Below are 18,502 nucleotides of genomic sequence, written 5' to 3'. Positions count from 1 at the left end.
CGGGCGCGCGTTTAGGGACGCTCGATAAGGTCATCGGTGAGGGTTCCGCCCATCTGCCGAGGAGCACAACCATCGTGGCTGCCAAACGACCCGAGCACTCCGCACTGAACTGGTCCGACCTCGATCGCCGGGCCGTCGACACCGTCCGCGTGCTAGCTATGGACGCCGTAGAGAAATCCGGCAACGGCCACCCGGGCACCGCGATGAGCCTCGCGCCCGCGGCGTACCTCCTCTTCAACCGCGTCATGCGGCACAACCCGGCCGACCCGAACTGGCCCGGCCGGGACCGGTTCGTCCTCTCCGCCGGGCACTCCAGCCTGACGCTCTACATCCAGCTGTTCCTGTCCGGTTACCCGCTGAGCCTGGACGACCTCAAGTCGCTGCGGCAGTGGGGCTCGCTCACGCCGGGTCACCCCGAGCACGGGCACACCCCGGGCGTGGAGACCACCACCGGCCCGCTCGGGCAGGGCCTGGGCAACGCGGTCGGCATGGCCATGGCGGCCCGCCGCGAGCGCGGCCTGTTCGACCCCGAGTCCGAGCCCGGCGCGTCGGTCTTCGACCACAACATCTGGTGCATCGTCTCCGACGGCGACATCGAGGAGGGCATCAGCCACGAGGCCAGCGCCCTCGCCGGGCACCAGCAGCTGGGCAACCTCACGGTGATCTACGACGACAACGAGATCTCCATCGAGGACGACACCCGGATCGCCAAGAGCGAGGACGTGGCCGCGCGTTACGAGGCGTACGGCTGGCACGTCCAGACCGTCGACTGGCGCAGCGGCGACGCCGACCAGGGTGACTACCACGAGGACGCCGAGGCGCTGTACGCCGCGCTGGTGGCCGCCCGTGCCGAGTCCGGCCGCCCGTCCTTCATCGCGCTGCGCACCATCATCGGCTGGCCCGCGCCCAACAAGCAGAACACTGGCAAGATCCACGGCTCGGCGCTCGGCGCCGACGAGGTGAAGGCCACCAAGCGGATCCTCGACTTCGACCCGGAGCAGACCTTCCAGGTGGACGAGGAGGTGCTCGCCCACGCCCGCACGGTGATGGGCCGCGGCTCCGACGCCGAGCAGGAGTGGACCGGCGCGTTCGACGCCTGGAAGAAGGCCAACCCGGAGCGCACCGCGCTCTACGAGCGGATGGCTGGTCGCGTACTCCCCGACGGCTGGACCGACGCGCTGCCGGTCTTCCCGGCGGACGCCAAGGGCGTCGCCACCCGCGCCGCCTCGGGCAAGGTGCTGGAGGCCCTCGCGCCGGTGCTCCCGGAGCTGTGGGGTGGCTCGGCCGACCTGGCCGAGAGCAACAACACCACGATGAAGGGCGAGCCGTCGTTCATCCCGGCCGCGCACGCCACCAAGGACTTCCCCGGTCACGAGTACGGGCGCACGCTGCACTTCGGCATCCGTGAGCACGCCATGGGCGCGGTCCTCAACGGCATCGCCCTGCACGGCGGCACCCGCCCGTACGGCGGCACGTTCCTGGTGTTCAGCGACTACATGCGCCCGTCGGTGCGGCTGGCCGCGCTGATGAAGCTGCCGGTCACCTACGTGTGGACGCACGACTCGATCGGCCTGGGCGAGGACGGCCCGACCCACCAGCCGGTGGAGCACCTGACCGCGCTGCGCGCCATCCCGGGGCTGGACGTGGTCCGTCCGGCGGACGCCAACGAGACGGCCTGGGCCTGGCGGCAGGCGCTGGAGCACACCGACCGGCCCACCGCGCTGGCGCTGAGCCGCCAGCCGCTGCCGACCCTGGACCGCGACGTCCTGGGCAGCGCGGAGGGGGTGGCCAAGGGCGGTTACGTGCTGGCCGAGGCGTCCAACGGCAAGCCGCAGGTGATCATCATCGGCACCGGTTCCGAGGTGCAGCTCTGCCTGACCGCCCGGGAGCGGCTGGAGGCCGACGGCACCCCGACCCGGGTCGTCTCGATGCCCTGCCAGGAGTGGTTCTACGAGCAGGATGAGGCGTACCGGGAGTCGGTGCTCCCCCGTGGGGTAAAGGCACGGGTGAGCGTGGAGGCGGGCATCGCGATGTCCTGGCGCGGCATCGTCGGTGATCTGGGCGAGAGCGTGAGCCTGGAGCACTACGGGGCGAGCGCCCCGCACACCGTGCTCTTCGAGCAGTTCGGGTTCACCGGCGACCGGATCGTGGCGGCGGCACACGCCTCGCTGGCCCGGGTGGGCGACATCACCGGTTTCACGACCGGCAACTGAGGGAGCGTGGACGGCATGACGGACAAGTTGAATGAGCTCACCGCCGCGGGTGTGGCGGTCTGGCTCGACGATCTTTCCCGGGTGCGACTGAGCTCCGGCGGGCTGGACGAGCTGCGCCGTGAGAAGCACGTGGCCGGTGTCACCACCAACCCGACGATCTTCGCAAAGGCCCTGAGCGACGCCGACGAGTACAACTGGCAGCTTCGCGACCTCGCCACCCGTGACGTGGACGTGGAAGAGGCCGTACGCATGCTCACCACGTACGACGTGCGGTGGGCCTGCGACGTGATGCGCCCGTCGTACGACGGCAGCGAGGGCGTCGACGGCCGGGTCTCCATCGAGGTGGACCCGCGCAGCGCGCACGACGCGGACAAGACGGTGGCCGAGGCCAAGGCCCTGTGGTGGCTGGTCGACCGCCCCAACCTCTACATCAAGATCCCGGCCACCGAGGAGGGCCTGTCGGCGATCACCGACACCCTCGCCGAGGGCATCAGCGTCAACGTGACGCTGATCTTCGGCCTGGACCGCTACTCGGCGGTCATGGAGGCGTTCCTCACCGGCCTGGAGCAGGCCAAGGCCAACGGCCACGACCTGTCGAAGATCGGCTCGGTGGCATCGTTCTTCGTCTCGCGGGTCGACTCCGAGATCGACAAGAGGCTCGAGAAGGTCGGCTCCGACCAGGCGAAGTCCCTCAAGGGCAAGGCCGCCGTCGCCAACGCCCAGCTGGCGTACGAGCGCTACACCGAGGTGTTCTCCTCCGACCGGTGGAAGGCGCTCGCCGCCGCCGGCGCGCACCCGCAGCGGCCGCTGTGGGCGTCCACCTCGACGAAGAATCCGGACTACCGCGACGTCATCTACGTCGAGGAGCTGATCGCCCCCGGTACGGTCAACACCATGCCGGAATCGGTCATCCACGCGTACGCCGACCATGGCGAGACCCGCGGCGACACGATCACCAGCTCCTACGACGCGGCCCGCAAGGTCTTCGCGGACCTGGAGTCGGTCGGGGTGGACATGGACGACGTGATCGCCACCCTGGAGCGCGAGGGCGTGGAGAAGTTCGAGGCCAGCTGGCAGGAGCTGCTCGACGGCGTCCGCAAGTCGCTGGAGGCGGCGGCCAAGGGCACGGGTGCGCCGAACAAGGCCGCCAAGGGCAACGCCAAGAGCGCCGAGAAGACCGGTGGCGCATGAGCGCGCGAATCAGCAAGTTCAGCGCGGAGGTGACGGCATGAGCGACCTACTCGCAGGACCGGTGGAGGCCGCTGCCGGCCTCGCCGTGTACGGCGCGGACGCGGTCGACAAGTCCGCGCCCGCCTCGACCCGGGACGCGCTGGTCAAGGCCGGCGTCCCGGGCAAGCTGGCCGGCAAGGACGCGAGCCTGTGGGGTCCGGACGCCGAGGCCGAGGCGAAGGTCCGGCTCGGCTGGGTCGACACCCACCAGCGCAGCCGCGAGTTGCTGGTGCAGCTCGCCGAGCTGAAAGCCGAGCTGGCCGACCTGGACCACGTGGTGCTCGCCGGCATGGGCGGCTCGTCGTTGGCCCCCGAGGTGATCACCCGGACGCTGGGCCGGCCGCTGACCGTGCTGGACACCACCGACCCGGGCCAGGTCCGGGCGGCGCTCGGTGACCGGCTGGAACGCACCGTCGTGGTGGTGGCCAGCAAGTCCGGGTCGACGGTGGAGACCGACAGCCACCGTCGCGTCTACTGGCAGGCGTTCCTCGACGCCGGGATGACCGAGGCAGAGGCCGGCCGGCACTTCGTCATCGTCACCGACCCGGGTTCGCCGCTGGAGACCACCGCGACCGAGATGGGCGCGTTCACGGTGCTCGCCGACCCGAACGTGGGCGGCCGGTACTCGGCGCTCACCGCGTTCGGCCTGGTGCCCTCGGCGCTGGCCGGGGTCGAGGTCGCGGAACTCCTCGACCAGGCCGACGCGCTGGCCGCGTCGCTCGGCGCGGACCGGGACAATCCGGCGTTGGCGCTGGGCGCCGCCCTGGGTGCCGCGGCCACGCTGGCCCGGGACAAGGTCGCCCTGGTCTCCGACGGCACCGGCATCGACGGTCTCGGTGACTGGGCCGAGCAGCTGATCGCCGAGTCGACGGGCAAGGCCGGGGTGGGCATCCTCCCGGTGGTCGTGGAGTCGCCGCAGAGCCCCGGCGCCACCGGTGCGGACGTGCTGACGGTCAGCTACGGCGGCTCGCTGGCCCCCGGTGACGTGCCGGGTGGCGGCGCCACCCCGGACGTGGCCGTCAACGGCCCGCTGGGCGCGCAGTTCCTGGCCTGGGAGTACGCGACCGCGGTGGCCGGCGTGGTGCTCGGCATCGACCCGTTCAACCAGCCGAACGTCACCGAGTCCAAGGAGAACACCAACAAGATCCTGGCCTCGGGCCTGCCGGCGGAGTCGCCGTCGTTCACCGAGGGCGCGATCGAGGTGTACGCCCCGCAGGGTGCTCCCGGGGACCTGGCCGGGGTGCTGCGCTGGCTGCTCGACGGGCTGGGCGACGACGGCTACCTCGCGGTGATGGCGTACCTCGACCGGTTCGCCGACGCCGACACGGCCCGGCTGCGGCCGCTGCTGGCGCAGGCGGGCGGTCGGCCGGTCACGTTCGGCTGGGGTCCGCGGTTCCTGCACTCCACGGGCCAGTACCACAAGGGCGGCCCGCAGGTGGGCAGCTACCTCCAGGTGACCGGCGCGGTCGCCGAGGACCTGGCGGTGCCGGGCAAGCCGTACACCTTCGGTGAGTTGCAGGCGGCGCAGGCCGCCGGGGACCGGCAGGCGCTCGCCGGTCGGGAACGCCCGGTGCTGCGGCTGCATCTGACCGACCGTGCCGCCGGTGTCGCCCAACTGCTCGACGCCGCCGGTGATCTGCCGGCGTGAGGATGGACGACGTGACTGAAGCGGAGCGAGGAGGCGGTTCGGTGAACCCGCTACGCGACCCGCAGGACCGCCGGTTGCCCCGGATTCCGGAGCCGTGCGCTCTGGTGATCTTCGGGGTGACCGGCGACCTGGCTCGCAAGAAGCTGCTCCCTGCCGTCTACGACCTGGCCAACCGGGGGCTGCTGCCGCCCGGTTTCGTGGTGCTCGGCTTCGCGCGCCGCGACTGGGGTGACGGCGACTTCGAGACCCTCGCGTGCGAGGCCGCCCGCAAGCACGCTCGTACCCCCTGGCGGGACGAGGTGTGGGCACGGCTGGCCGGCAACATCAAGTTCGTCGGCGGGTCGTTCGACGACGACGACGCCTTCGACCAGCTCGCCTCGACGCTCGACGACCTGCGCCAGACCCACGGCATCACCGGCAACGCGGCGTTCTACTTCTCCATCCCCCCGGCCGCGTTCCCCGTCGTGCTCAAGCAACTGGCCCGCACCGGGATGGCCGACAACGAGAAGTCCGGCGGTTGGCGTCGGGTCGTCGTGGAGAAGCCGTTCGGCAACGACCTGCCCTCGGCGAAGGCCCTCAACGACCTCGTCGACGACGTGTTCACCCGGGAGGACGTCTTCCGGATCGACCACTACCTGGGCAAGGAAACCGTTCAGAACATCCTCGCTCTGCGGTTCGCCAACAACCTGTTCGAGCCGCTGTGGAACTCCAAGTACGTCGACTCGGTGCAGATCACCATGGCCGAGGATGTGGGCATCGGCACCCGCGCCGGTTTCTACGACACGGTCGGCACCGCCCGGGACGTGCTCCAGAACCACCTCCTGCAACTTCTCGCCCTGGTGGCGATGGAGGAGCCGACCAGTTTCGACGCCGACGAGATCCGGGCCGAGAAGCTGAAGGTGCTCAAGGCGATCACCCTGCCCAAGGACGTGGCTCGGGACACCGTGCGCGGCCAGTACCTGCCCGGGTGGGTGGGAGGCGAGCGCGCGGTCGGTTACCTGGAGGAGCGGGACGTCCCCACCGACTCCACCACGGAGACGTACGTGGCGGTGCGGCTGGGCATCCAGAACCGCCGGTGGGCGGAGGTGCCGTTCTACATCCGGGCCGGCAAGCGGCTGCCCCGGCGGGTCACCGAGGTCGCCATCATGTTCAAGAAGGCGCCGCACCTGCCGTTCAACGACGCCGACATGGAGTCGCTGGGCAACAACCAGTTGGTCATCCGGGTGCAGCCGGACGAGGGTGTGGTGCTCAAGTTCGGTTCGAAGGTCCCGGGCACCACGATGGAGGTCCGCGACATCGCGATGGACTTCCAGTACGGCGAGGCGTTCACCGAGTCCAGCCCCGAGGCGTACGAGCGGCTGGTGCTGGACGTGCTGATCGGCGACCGCACCCTGTTCCCGGACGCGGCCGAGGTCGAGCAGAGCTGGCAGGTGATCGACCCACTGGAGCACGCCTGGGTGGGCACCAAGCCGGAGCCGTACCGGGCCGGCGAGTGGGGGCCGCGCGCCTCCGACGAGATGCTGGCCCGCGAGGGCCGCGCTTGGAGAAGAGCATGATCGGGCTCTGGGACACCACCGGCAACGAGGTGGTCAAGGCGCTCGCCGCCGAGCGGCGCAGCGCCGGTGGCGTGGCCAGTGGCATGGCGCTCACTCTCATCGTGGTGGTGGACGAGAAGCGGGTCCGCGAGGCGGAGGCGGCGGCGACGATCGCCGCCGCCGCCCACCCGTGCCGGCTCGTGGTGGTGGTTCGCTCCGAGATCGAGCGGGACCGCAACCGGTTGGACGCGGAGATCGTGGTCGGTGGCCGGCTCGGCCCGTGCGAGGCCGTGGTCACCCGGATGTACGGCCGGTTGGCCCTGCACGCCGAGTCGGTGGTCATGCCGCTGCTGGTCCCGGACGTGCCGGTGGTCACCTGGTGGCACGGCGAGCCGCCGGCGGAGATCGCCACCGACTTCCTCGGGGTGGTCGCCGACCGCAGGATCACCGACTCGGCGCAGGCCGCCGACCCGGTGGAGGCGCTGCGGCAGCGTGCCCGGGACTACGCCCCGGGCGACACGGACCTGGCGTGGACCCGGATCACCCCGTGGCGGACCCTGGTCGCCGGGGCGTTCGACACCGCGAGCGAGCGGGTCGTCGAGGCGACGGTGGTCGCGCCGCCCACCGACCCGACGGCCGCGCTGATGGTCGGTTGGCTGTCCAGCCGGCTCGGCATCACGCCGCACCGGGTGGACTCCGACGAGTTTCCCCGGATGCGGGAGGTGCGGTTGAGCTGCGCCAACGGCGATCAGCTGTCGTTGACCCGCGAGGACAGCATGGCGGTGTTCCGGCGTACCGGCCAGGACGACCGGGCCCTGCCGCTGGTCCGCCGTCCGCTCGGTGACGAGTTGGCGGAGGAGCTGCGGCGTCTGGACGCCGACCAGGTGTACGCGGAGGCGCTGGGCGCGACGGTCGGGCTGCGTGGCTTGGAGCAGCGCCCCGCGCAGCGGGTGCACGTGTGGAAGGATCCGGCCACCGCGCGGCGCGCCGAGGCCGGGGTCACCGCGCACTCCGGCACCAGCGGCGAGAGCTGAGGCCCTGCCGGGGCACGACGTCGGGGCAGGGGCCGGTGTAGACCGGTCCCTGCCCCGGAGCACACCATCTCGGGCGAACCGGTCCGGGCACGACGCGACAGCGACCGCCGCGCGGTCGGGAAACGAAGGCGCATTCCATGAGTGAGGCGAGTGTCGCCGTCCACGCCGACGCCGACCTGCTGGCGCAGGCCGTGGCGGCCCGGTTGCTGGTGAAGCTGCTCGACGCCCAGGCCGACCGGGGCGAGGCCTCGGTGGTGCTCACCGGCGGCCGGGTCGCCGCGGCCGTGTACCGGGCGGTGGCGACGCTGCCCGCCCGCGACGCGGTGGACTGGTCCCGGGTCGACGTGTGGTGGGGCGACGAGCGGTTCCTGCCCTCCGGTGATCCGGACCGCAACGAGACCCAGGCCCGAGCCGCCCTGCTGGGCGTGGTGCCGCTGAACCCGGCCCGGGTGCACCCGATGCCAGCCTCGGACGGCCCGGCCGGCAACGACCCCGAGGCGGCTGCTGCCGGGTACGCGGAGGAGTTGGCGCACGCCGCCCGGCCCGGGCACGCCACGCTGCCGCACTTCGACGTGCTGATGCTGGGCGTCGGCGAGGACGGGCATGTCGCCTCGGTCTTCCCCGAGCACCCGGTGGGCTACGAGACCCGGCCGGTCAGCGCGGTGCGGGGCAGCCCCAAGCCGCCGCCGACGCGGACAACGCTCACCCTGTCGGCGATCAACACCGCCGAGGAGGTCTGGCTGGTGGCCGCCGGCGCCGACAAGGCTCGCGCGGTGGGCATGGCGTTGGCCGGTGCCGGGCCGGTGCAGTTGCCGGCCGCCGGGGTGCACGGGGTGGGCCGCACCCGCTGGTTGTTGGACCGGGCAGCGGCAGCCGACGTACCGGCACGACTGCGCAGCCTGCGCTAGTCGGAGCCGCCTACTCGCCCCGGCGGCGACGTAACGCCGCCAGCGCCTCGTTCAGCAGGGCCTCCCCCTCCTCGGCGGTGCGCCGCTCCTTCACGTACGCCAGGTGGCTCTTGTACGGTTCGGCGCGGGTCCGGCCGGGCGGGTTCTGGGCGTCCCGGCCGGCGGGCAGGCCGCACCGGGGGCAGTCCCACCGGGGAGGCGCCTCGGCGTCCGCGGCGATCCGGATGTCGATCCGGTGGTCGTTGCGGCACCAGTAGGTGACGTCCTGTCGGGGGGCGGGTGCGTGTCGCTCGTCGGGGCGCATGGGCGCGGAACCGACTCGGGCGCCGCGGATGACGTTGCCACTGGGCACGGCTGCTCGCTCCTGTCGTCGGAGGGGACCCGCCATCAAACAGGGGTGGACGGCGGGCGACGCGGTGCAGCGGAGAAAAGCCTGCGCGCGGCCCGTCGAGTGACGGACCGCGCGCAGATTGTACGACTGAACGAGCGTGCTCAGGTGCCGCTGTTCATCTGGAGGCGGAGCCAGAGCCCGAGCCCGACGATGGCGGCGAACCAGACGACGCTCACCAGAACGGTGTAACGGTCCAGGTTTTTCTCTGCCACGGAGGAGCCGGCGAGGCTGGAGCTGACGCCACCGCCGAACATGCTCGACAGACCGCCGCCCTTGCCGCGGTGCAGCAGGATAAGCATGGTGAGCAGAATGCTCGTGATGATCAGCAACACGATCAACGTGTATGCGAACCAGATCGGCATGGCTGGGGTCAGTCCTCTCGTAGCGATCCTCGCCCGGTCTGATCGGGCACGGCGGCACCGACCGGCGGACGGGCGGTGTCCAGGATACCGAGCGATCAGCGAGCGATGTGCTCCGGGAAGCGGCAGATCTGAGCGAATTCCTCCGCGTCCAGGCTGGCGCCCCCCACCAGGCCCCCGTCCACGTCCGGCTGGGCCATGATCGAGGCGACGTTCGACGCCTTGACCGAGCCGCCGTAGAGGACCCGCACCTGGTCGGCGGTCTCCTGGTCGAAGCGCTCCGCCAGTCGCTGACGGACCGCCCCGCAGACCTCCTGGGCGTCCTCCGGCGTCGCGGTCTTGCCCGTGCCGATCGCCCAGACCGGCTCGTACGCGATCACGACCTGCCGCACCTGCTCGGCGGTGAGCCCGGCGAGGCCCCCGTCGAGCTGGTCGGCGCAGTGTGCCACGTGGGTGCCCTGCTCGCGGACGTCCAGCCCCTCCCCCACGCAGAGGATCGGCGTCAGGCCGTGCGTCAGCGCCGCCTTCACCTTGGCGTTGACGAGTGCGTCGTCCTCGTTGTGGTAGGCCCGCCGCTCCGAGTGCCCGACCACCACGTAGGTGCAGCCGAGCTTGGCCAGCATCGGACCGGAGATCTCCCCGGTGTACGCGCCGGACGCGTGTGCGGAGAGGTCCTGCCCGCCGTAGCCGATCAGCAGTTTGTCGCCGTCCACCGCGGTCTGCACCGTCCGCAGGTCGGTGAAGGGCGGCAGCACGACCGTCTCGACCTCGGTGAGCTGCTTCTCGGTGAGGCTCGCCGCCAACTTCTGCACGAGCAGGTTGGCCTCGAGGTGGTTGAGGTTCATCTTCCAGTTGCCGGCCATCAACGGCCGACGGGTGGTGCTCGACATTCAGTTCTCCAGGGCCGCGATGCCGGGGAGGGTCTTGCCCTCGAGGTATTCCAGGGAGGCGCCGCCGCCCGTGGAGATGTGCCCGAAGGACGACTCGTCCAGCCCCAGGGCACGGACCGCCGCCGCCGAGTCACCGCCACCGACGACGCTGAACGCGTCGGCCTTGGTGATCGCCTCGGCGATGCCCCGGGTGCCCGCCGCGAAGGCAGGCATCTCGAACACGCCCATCGGACCGTTCCAGAAGATCGTCTTCGCCGGGGACAGCGCGGCGCTGAAGCCGGCCACCGTCTCCGGGCCGACATCCAGACCGAGCCGGTGGCTCGGGATGCCGTCGACCCGGACCGTGTCGTGCGCGGCATCCGGGGCGAACGCGTCCGCCACCACCACGTCGACCGGCAGCATGATCTTGCCGTTGGACCGCTCCAGCAGGTTGCGGCAGGTCTCGACCATGTCCTTCTCCAGCAGCGAGGTGCCCACCTCCAGGCCCTGGGCCTTGAGGAAGGTGAAGCACATCCCGCCACCGATGAGCAGCCGGTCGACCGTGGGCAGCAGTGCCTCGATCACGGCGAGCTTGTCGGACACCTTCGACCCACCGAGCACCACCACGTACGGCCGCTCCGGGTCGGCGGTGAGCCTGGAGAGCACCTCGACCTCACGCAGCACCAGCCGGCCCGCGACGTGCGGCAACCGGGCCGGCACGTCGAAGACACTCGCGTGCTTGCGGTGCACGGCGCCGAACGCGTCGTCCACGTACGCGTCGCCGAACGCGGCGAGCTGGTCGGCGAAGGCACCCCGCTCGGCCTCGTCCTTGCTGGTCTCGCCCGCGTTGAAGCGCAGGTTCTCCAGAAGGGCGACCTGGCCGTCGGCCAGGTCCGCGACCGTGGAACGGGCGGACTCACCGACGGTGTCGGTCGCGAAGTGCACCGGCGCGCCGAGCAGCTCACCGAGGCGCCCGGCGACCGGGCGAAGGCTGAACTGCGGGTCCGGAGCGCCCTTCGGGCGGCCCAGGTGCGAGCAGACGACCACCTTCGCGCCGGCCTCGACCAGCGCGCCGAGGGTCGGCAGCACCGCGCGGATGCGACCGTCGTCAGCGATCCTCACTCCGTCCGGAGTGCCGCCTTGCGGCGCGGAGGCGGAGTTATGATCGTCGATGGCACCGGACTGCTTGTCGAGCGGGACGTTCAGGTCGGCGCGCACCAGCACGCGCCGACCTGCCACCCCCTCGGCGAGCAGGTCGTCGAGGGTCCGGATGCTCACAGCGAGCTACCGACCAACTTGACCAGGTCGACGAGCCGGTTGGAGTAGCCCCACTCGTTGTCGTACCAGCCGACGACCTTGACCTGGTTGCCAACGACCTTGGTCAGCGGCGCGTCGAAGATGCACGACGCCGGGTCGGTGACGATGTCGGAGGAGACGATCGGGTCCTCGTTGTAGACCAGGATGCCCTTGAGCGGGCCGTCCGCGGCGGCCTTCAGCGCGGCGTTGACCTCGTCCACGGTGGTCTCCCGACCCACGTTGACGGTGAGGTCGGTGACCGAGCCGGTCGGGATCGGCACCCGCAGCGCGTACCCGTCGAGCTTGCCCTTGAGGTCCGGCAGCACCAGGCCGATGGCCTTGGCGGCGCCGGTCGAGGTCGGAACGATGTTCAGCGCTGCGGCCCGGGCCCGACGCAGGTCCGAGTGCGGCGCGTCCTGGAGGTTCTGGTCCTGGGTGTACGCGTGGATCGTCGTCATCAGACCGTGCTGGATGCCGAACGTGTCGTGCAGGACCTTCGCCATCGGGGCGAGGCAGTTGGTGGTGCACGAAGCGTTGGAGATGATGGTGTGCTTCGCCGGGTCGTAGGTGTCGTGGTTGACACCCATGACGACGGTGACGTCCTCGTTCTTCGCCGGGGCGGAGATGATGACCTTCTTGGCCCCGCCGTCGACGTGCGCCTTGGCCTTGGTGGCGTCGGTGAAGAAGCCGGTCGACTCGATGACGACGTCGACGTTCAGGTCGCCCCACGGCAGCTTCGACGGGTCCTTCTCGGCGTACGCCTTGATGGTCTTGCCACCGACGGTGATCTCGTCGGCGGTGGCCTTGACCTCGTAGGGCAGGCGGCCGAGGATGCTGTCGTACTTGAGCAGGTGGGCGAGCGTGCCGTTGTCGGTCAGGTCGTTGACCGCCACGACCTCGATGTCGGCGTCAGACGCCAGCACTGCCCGGAAGAAGTTACGGCCGATTCGGCCAAAGCCGTTGATGCCAACCCGGATGGTCAAGGTCCCATCTCCTCGCGTTCTGGTCCACCGGCTTCAGACAACGGGCCGGCGGGAATGGTGTGCGCCGACCGTTGGAGCCGGCCGCTGACGGTTCATCTCGGCCACCCCGCCGCGCGGTCTGCGGACCTGACCGCCCGAGGCGGTGGGCACAGCGAGGAGTGCCGGTGTCGGCCCCCTTGCCGTACGCAGCGACCCTATCCGAGCGTGCGAGACCACGCCGCGCCGGGTCGTGCTCCCGGGCACACCGTGCGACCCCACCGTCCTATCAGACCACGAGCATGTCGGGCGTGACTGCCGCTTCCGTATCCGGGATGCCGAGGTCCCGGGCGCGCTTGTCGGCCAGGGCGAGCAGCCGGCGGATCCGCCCGGCGATGGCGTCCTTGGTCAGCGGCGGGTCAGCCAGCGCGCCCAACTCCTCCAAGGACGCCTGCCGGTGCTCCAGGCGCAGCCGCCCGGCGTCGGTCAGGTGGTTGGGCGCCTCCTCGGCGAGGATCTCCAGCGCGCGGGTGACCCGGGCGGCGGCAGCGACCGCGGCGCGCGCCGAGCGGCGCAGGTTGGCGTCGTCGAAGTTGGCGAGCCGGTTGGCGGTGGCGCGCACCTCCCGGCGTACCCGACGCTCCTCCCAGGCCAGCACGCTGGAGTGCGCGCCGATGCGGGTGAGCAGCGCGGCGATCGCGTCGCCGTCCTTGACCACCACCCGGTCCACGCCGCGCACCTCGCGGTTCTTGGCGGTGATGCCGATGCGGCGGGCCGCGCCGACAAGCGCCAACGCCGACTCCGGCCCCGGGCAGGTGATCTCCAGAGCGCTGGAGCGGCCGGGTTCGGTGAGCGAACCGTGGGCCATGAACGCGCCCCGCCACGCGGAGACCGCGCAGCAGACGTTCGCCGCCACCACGTGCGGGGGCAGCCCGCGCACCGGGCGGCCCCGCACGTCGAGCAGGCCGGTCTGCCGGGCGAGGGCCTCGCCGTCCTTGACCACCCGCACGATGAAGTGGCTGCCCTTGCGCAGTCCACCGGACGCCAGCACGTGGATCTCGCTGGGATATCCGTAGACCTCGGCGACCTCCCGGCGTAACCGCCGGGCCACCGCCCCCGTGTCCAGTTCCGCCTCCACCACCACGCGGCCGGAGACGATGTGCAGCCCGCCGGCGAAGCGCAGCAGTGCGGCCATCTCCGCCCGCCGACAGCAGGGCTTGGGCACGTCGACCCGACTCAGCTCGTCCTTGACCGCGGCCGTCATCGCCATTGTGCGTCCCCTCACGGACCGGTTCCGGCGTGTCGCCGGAGATTACGTACGTGTCTAACGATCGGCGCCCAGGACAGGCACCAGCGCGGCGCCCAGGGCAGCCGGATCATGGCGGGGAGTGCCGTCGGTGACGGCGACGGGGGCGAGGACCAGGCGGGCACCCAGCGATTCTGCCGCACGTTCGACCGGTTCGGGGTCACCCACCGCCAGGGCATCGGCGAGCACGAGATCCACCTTGAGCTCGGCCAGGTACCAGTGCAGGGCCGCGAGGTGGTCGGCGACCGAGAGCCCGAGGGTCTCCTTCTCCGCGGCGAGGTTCAACGTGACCAGCCGCCGGGCCGAGGTGGACACGATCGCGTCGGCCAACTGCGGCACCAGCAGGTGCGGGAGCACGCTCGTGTACCAGCTGCCCGGCCCGAAGATCAACCAGTCCGCCGCCATGATCGCCTCGATGGCCTCGGCACAGGCTGCCGGGGCGGCGGGCGTGAGGCGCAGCGACTCGACCCGCCCGGTGGTGACCGCCACCTGGTGCTGGCCGCGCACGGTCCGCACCTCGTCGGGGGCGGCCGGGTCGACACCGCGTACCTGCGCCTCGATGCCGACCGGCTGTCGGGACATCGGCAACACCCGGCCGACCGCGCCGAGCATCGCGCCTGCGTGCTCCAGCGCGGCCACCGGGTCACCGAGCAGCTCCATGAGACCGCAGAGCACCAGGTTGCCCACCGCGTGCCCGGCCAGCCCGTCGCCGGGCGCCGCGCACCGGCCGCCCGTACCCTGGCCGCCCGTGCTCTGGTCACGCGGGCCGAGGCCACCGGCGCCCTGGTCACGCGGGCTACGGCCGTCGGTCGCCGCCGGGTCCGGGTCGGCTTCGCCAAGTTGGGGTACGCCGGCCGGCACGGCGGCGAAGCGGTGCTGGAACAACCCGGCGCTGCGTCGGGTGGCCGGGTGGTCGCCGGCCAGCGCCACCAGCGCCTGACGCAGGTCACCCGGGGGCAGTCCACCCCGCTCGGCGCGCAGGCGGCCGCTGGAGCCGCCGTCGTCCCCGACGGTGACCACGGCGGTGATGTCGAGATCGAGTTCGGGTGCGCAGTGGCGCAGCGCCCGCAAGGACGCGGAGAGCCCGTGCCCACCGCCGAACGCCACCACCCGGCGGGCCGTCATTCGCGCCCCAGGTCGCGGTGCTGGGCGTTGGCCGCCAGCCCGGAGTGGCGCAGGCGGCTGGCCAACTCCTCGGCGATTGCCACGCTGCGGTGCTTGCCGCCGGTACAGCCCACGGCGACCGTCAGGTACCGCTTGCCCTCCCGCTCGAAGCCGGCGGTGGTGGCGTTGACCAGGTCGGCGTACGAGGTGACGAAGGCTTCCGCGCCCTCCTGACCCAGCACGTACGCGCTGACCGCCTCCTCCCGACCGGTGTGCTCGCGCAGCTCCGGCACCCAGTACGGGTTCGGCAGGAAACGGGCGTCGAGCACGAAATCGGCGTCCGGCGGCAGGCCGTACTTGAAGCCGAACGACAGCACGGTGACCCGCAGCCGGCGGGCGTCCTCGCCGCCGAACAGCTCCTCGATGCGACGCCGGAGCTGGTTGACGTTGAGGTGGCTGGTGTCGATGATCACGTCGGCCTGGTCACGCGCCTCCTCCAGCAGGCCACGCTCCACGGCGATGCCGTCCGCCAGCCGCCCGTCGCCCTGCAACGGGTGCGAGCGCCGGACGCTCTCGAACCGGCGGATCAACACCTCGTCGTCGGCGTCGACGAAGACCACCCGGGGCGAGAAGCCGCGTTCCTTCAGCTCCCGGATCGCCCCGGCCAGGTCCGTGGAGAAGGCCCGCGACCGGACGTCCAGCACCATCGCGGTACGCCGAGCCGCCCCGCCCGCCTTGAACGCCAACTCGGCCATGTCCAGCATCAGCGCCTGCGGCAGGTTGTCGACCACGTAGTAGCCGACGTTCTCCAGCGCCCGGGCGACAGTGCTGCGGCCACCCCCGGAGACGCCGGTCACCACCACGAGTGTGGTCTCCGACTCGGCCGCCAGCTGCCCGTCCACGGCAACCGGATCGTCGATCCGGTCACCGGCTGCGCGCGCCTCGCTCACCCGTACCCCCAAGCTGTGGCGCCGCGGCCCCCTCGGCCGCGATTGGTCAATCAGCGACTCTATCCCGCCATCCGAGCGGGGGCCGGCACCTGTCCCGGGTCGTCCGGCGACCGACGGTCGGCGGTCGTGCTCCCGACAGTCGTCGGCCTTGATAACGATCAGTAGGCATCAATAAGCTCTTCGTGATCGTCGCAGGTCAGACCGACATCTGGGAGGGTGCGATGCACGACCTTGCGGACAAGAACAAATACATCGGCTTCCTGTTCATGCGGATCAGCCCGGAGTACTTCGCGCTCGGCCGGGAGGGCATCCACGAGGTCTCCGCCGAGCACGCACGGGACCTGGGCCGCTTCGCCAAGCAGCTCACGCACGTCGTGACGACCGGGGTGAACGGCAAGTACGACCAGGTCACGATCGTCGAGGGCGACACCCTCGAGGAGATCAACGCGGCGGCCACCGCGTTCCGGATGGGCGGCAAGGCCCGCTACATCGAGATCGTCGACATCGTGGTCGGGATGAAGGCCCCGCCGCGCGGTCTGGCGAACCGGTCCAGCCAGCCCGGCTGACCGCACCGCCCGCCCGACGCGCCCACCCACTCGGGAGCGCCGGGCGGGTGCTGTCGGGGTGGGCTCGTAGACTCCGCGGATGGCTTCCCCCACCGACCTGCGTACCGAAGGCGCGCTGCCGGTGCTGCGCCGGGTGTTCGGCTACGACGCCTTCCGCGGTTTCCAGCAGCAGGTGATCGACCATGTGGTCGCCGGCGGCGACGCCCTGGTGTTGATGCCCACCGGTGGTGGCAAGTCGCTGTGCTACCAGATCCCGGCCCTGGTCCGCGACGGCGTCGCGGTCGTCGTGTCCCCACTGATCGCGCTCATGCAGGACCAGGTGGACGCCCTCACCGCCGTCGGCGTCCGCGCCGGCTTCCTCAACTCGACCCAGACCCTGGACGCCCGACGCCGGGTCGAGGCCGCCTTCGTCGCCGGCGAGCTGGACCTGCTCTACCTGGCCCCGGAGGCGCTCGGCGTCCGCTCCACCCTCGCCCTGCTCGACCGGGGGCGCATCTCCCTGTTCGCGATCGACGAGGCGCACTGCGTGTCCCAGTGGGGCCACGACTTCCGCCCCGACTACCTCGCGCTGTCGATGCTGCACGAGCGCTGGCCAGAGGTGCCGCGGATCGCGCTGACCGCCACCGCGACAAGCGCCACCCGCACCGAGATCGCCACCCGGCTCAAGCTCGACGACGCGCGGCACTTCGTGGCGAGCTTCGACCGGCCCAACATCCAGTACCGGATCGTGCCCAAGCGGGAGCCACGCAAGCAACTGCTGACGCTGCTGCGCGACGAGCACCCCGGCGACGCCGGCATCGTCTACTGCCTGTCCCGCGCCTCGGTCGACAAGACCGCCGAGTTCCTCGTCACCAACGGCATCGCCGCGCTGCCGTACCACGCCGGGTTGGACGCGGCCACCCGCGCTCGCAACCAACAGCGCTTCCTGCGCGAGGACGGCCTCGTCATGGTGGCCACCATCGCCTTCGGCATGGGCATCGACAAGCCCGACGTCCGATTCGTCGCCCACCTCGACCTGCCCAAGTCCGTCGAGGGCTACTACCAGGAGACCGGCCGCGCCGGGCGGGACGGCCTGCCCTCCACGGCCTGGCTGGCGTACGGGCTGCAGGACGTCGTCCAGCAACGCAAGATGATCGAAACCTCCGACGGCGACCTCGCCCACCGCCGCAACCTCGCCGCGCACCTGGACGCGATGCTCGCCCTCTGCGAGACGGTGCGCTGCCGGCGGGTCCAACTGCTCGAATACTTCGGCGAGACCTCCACGGCAGCCTGCGGCAACTGCGACACCTGCCTCACCCCACCGGAGACCTGGGACGGCACGGTCGCCGCCCAGAAGTTGCTCTCCGCGATCTTCCGTCTCGACCGCGAGCGCAACCAGCGCTTCGGCGCCGGGCACTGCATCGACATCCTGCTCGGCAAACAGACCGACAAGATCAGCCAGCACGGTCACGACTCGCTCACCGTCTTCGGCATCGGCTCCGAGCTGAGCGAGGCGGAGTGGCGGGGCGTGGTCCGACAACTGCTCGCCGAAGGGTTGCTCGCTGTGGAGGGCGACTACGGCACGCTCGCCCTGACCGAGGCGAGCGCCGACGTCCTGGGTCGCCGCCGCACGGTCACGATGCGCCGCGAGCCGGAGAAGCCGGCCTCCAGCCGCTCGTCGAAACCACGCGGCGCGGCCACCGTGGTGGCCGAGCTGACCCCGGCCGCCGCGTCGCTGTTCGAGCGACTCCGGAGCTGGCGGGCGGCCAGCGCCAAGGAGCAGGGCGTCCCGGCGTACGTGATCTTCCACGACGCCACGCTTCGACAGATCGCCAGCGACGCGCCGGGCACGCTGGCCGACTTGTCCCGCGTCAGCGGGGTCGGCGAGAACAAGCTCGCCAAGTACGGCGAACAGATCCTCGGCGTCCTCGCCGTCGACTGACGTCAGCGATGCCGAAGGGCCGAACCCCGTGGGGGTCCGGCCCTTGGCTGGTGCGGCCTTGCCGTGGTGCGGCCTTGCGGTGGTGCGGCGTTGCCGTGGTGCGGCCTTGCTGGTGGGTGGGTCAGCTGGTGGCGTAGCCGCGGGTGGCGATCCAGTCGGCGAGGTGCTCGACGGTGATCCAGTAGGAGGCGGTGTTCGGGTCGGCGGAGTCGG

General features: G+C 71.4%; 16 protein-coding genes and 1 pseudogene. 8 read left to right on the top strand and 9 right to left on the bottom strand.

Annotated elements, in window-relative coordinates; all coding sequences use genetic code 11:
- Positions 1–74 precede the first annotated feature (74 nt).
- The 6 genes from tkt (at position 75) to pgl (ending at position 8,568) form a co-directional block, all read left to right on the top strand.
- Positions 75–2,213, top strand: coding sequence for a transketolase (gene tkt / locus AB0O48_RS22315; protein WP_357251411.1), 2,139 nt, complete (start codon positions 75–77; stop codon positions 2,211–2,213).
- Between the two features lie 15 nt (positions 2,214–2,228).
- The gene (gene tal, locus AB0O48_RS22310) at positions 2,229–3,404 is read left to right on the top strand and encodes a transaldolase (RefSeq protein ID WP_357571548.1); all 1,176 of its coding nucleotides are present in this window, start codon (positions 2,229–2,231) and stop codon (positions 3,402–3,404) included.
- A 37-nt stretch (positions 3,405–3,441) separates the two neighbouring features.
- Positions 3,442–5,091: a glucose-6-phosphate isomerase gene (locus tag AB0O48_RS22305; protein ID WP_357251405.1), complete on the top strand. Its 1,650-nt coding sequence runs from the start codon at positions 3,442–3,444 to the stop codon at positions 5,089–5,091.
- Positions 5,092–5,093: 2 nt separating this feature from the next.
- On the top strand, positions 5,094–6,647 hold the full coding sequence (zwf, locus tag AB0O48_RS22300; protein WP_357251403.1) for a glucose-6-phosphate dehydrogenase: 1,554 nt from the start codon (positions 5,094–5,096) through the stop codon (positions 6,645–6,647).
- The gene (locus AB0O48_RS22295; protein WP_357251400.1) at positions 6,644–7,660 is read left to right on the top strand and encodes a glucose-6-phosphate dehydrogenase assembly protein OpcA; all 1,017 of its coding nucleotides are present in this window, start codon (positions 6,644–6,646) and stop codon (positions 7,658–7,660) included. The genes zwf and AB0O48_RS22295 overlap by 4 nt, the downstream gene beginning before the upstream one ends.
- 137 nt (positions 7,661–7,797) lie before the next feature.
- Entirely contained in the window at positions 7,798–8,568 is a 771-nt protein-coding gene (gene pgl / locus AB0O48_RS22290) for a 6-phosphogluconolactonase (protein WP_357251398.1), read from the top strand.
- A 10-nt stretch (positions 8,569–8,578) separates the two neighbouring features.
- Here the strand turns inward: pgl and AB0O48_RS22285 are convergent, their stop codons facing one another.
- The 8 genes from AB0O48_RS22285 to rapZ form a co-directional block, all read right to left on the bottom strand.
- Positions 8,579–8,920, bottom strand: a complete 342-nt coding sequence (locus AB0O48_RS22285) for an RNA polymerase-binding protein RbpA (RefSeq protein ID WP_357251395.1) — start codon at positions 8,918–8,920, stop codon at positions 8,579–8,581.
- A gap of 140 nt (positions 8,921–9,060) precedes the next feature.
- A complete protein-coding gene (secG, locus tag AB0O48_RS22280) occupies positions 9,061–9,321 on the bottom strand; it encodes a preprotein translocase subunit SecG (protein WP_355033235.1) in 261 nt (86 codons plus the stop codon).
- A gap of 95 nt (positions 9,322–9,416) precedes the next feature.
- The gene (tpiA, locus tag AB0O48_RS22275) at positions 9,417–10,208 is read right to left on the bottom strand and encodes a triose-phosphate isomerase (protein ID WP_357251392.1); all 792 of its coding nucleotides are present in this window, start codon (positions 10,206–10,208) and stop codon (positions 9,417–9,419) included.
- Positions 10,209–11,465 carry a phosphoglycerate kinase gene (locus AB0O48_RS22270; protein ID WP_357251389.1) on the bottom strand — a complete coding sequence of 419 codons (1,257 nt, stop codon included), beginning with the start codon at positions 11,463–11,465 and terminating at the stop codon, positions 10,209–10,211.
- On the bottom strand, positions 11,462–12,466 hold the full coding sequence (gene gap / locus AB0O48_RS22265) for a type I glyceraldehyde-3-phosphate dehydrogenase (protein ID WP_357251386.1): 1,005 nt from the start codon (positions 12,464–12,466) through the stop codon (positions 11,462–11,464). The genes AB0O48_RS22270 and gap overlap by 4 nt, the downstream gene beginning before the upstream one ends.
- Positions 12,467–12,731: 265 nt before the next feature.
- The gene (gene whiA, locus AB0O48_RS22260; protein ID WP_238681773.1) at positions 12,732–13,712 is read right to left on the bottom strand and encodes a DNA-binding protein WhiA; all 981 of its coding nucleotides are present in this window, start codon (positions 13,710–13,712) and stop codon (positions 12,732–12,734) included.
- Between the two features lie 54 nt (positions 13,713–13,766).
- Positions 13,767–14,873 (bottom strand): 2-phospho-L-lactate transferase CofD family protein, encoded by a 1,107-nt coding sequence (locus AB0O48_RS22255; protein WP_357571547.1) that lies wholly within the window; start codon positions 14,871–14,873, stop codon positions 13,767–13,769.
- The gene (gene rapZ / locus AB0O48_RS22250) at positions 14,870–15,772 is read right to left on the bottom strand and encodes an RNase adapter RapZ (RefSeq protein ID WP_357571563.1); all 903 of its coding nucleotides are present in this window, start codon (positions 15,770–15,772) and stop codon (positions 14,870–14,872) included. The genes AB0O48_RS22255 and rapZ overlap by 4 nt, the downstream gene beginning before the upstream one ends.
- Before the next feature lie 251 nt (positions 15,773–16,023).
- Here rapZ and AB0O48_RS22245 point away from each other — a divergent pair, with 251 nt between their 5' ends.
- A complete protein-coding gene (locus AB0O48_RS22245) occupies positions 16,024–16,368 on the top strand; it encodes a hypothetical protein (RefSeq protein WP_355033230.1) in 345 nt (114 codons plus the stop codon).
- A 79-nt stretch (positions 16,369–16,447) separates the two neighbouring features.
- Positions 16,448–18,289, top strand: a complete 1,842-nt coding sequence (gene recQ / locus AB0O48_RS22240) for a DNA helicase RecQ (protein WP_357571546.1) — start codon at positions 16,448–16,450, stop codon at positions 18,287–18,289.
- Between the two features lie 121 nt (positions 18,290–18,410).
- On the opposite strand, the pseudogene AB0O48_RS22235 reads toward recQ, so the two are convergent.
- Positions 18,411–18,502 (bottom strand): annotated as a pseudogene (locus AB0O48_RS22235) (phytochelatin synthase); the annotation flags it as partial.

Origin of the sequence: Micromonospora sp. NPDC085948 (genome assembly GCF_040686315.1) — a bacterium.
In the GTDB taxonomy this organism is placed as follows: domain Bacteria; phylum Actinomycetota; class Actinomycetes; order Mycobacteriales; family Micromonosporaceae; genus Micromonospora.
This window is presented reverse-complemented; position numbering and strand designations above follow the sequence as displayed.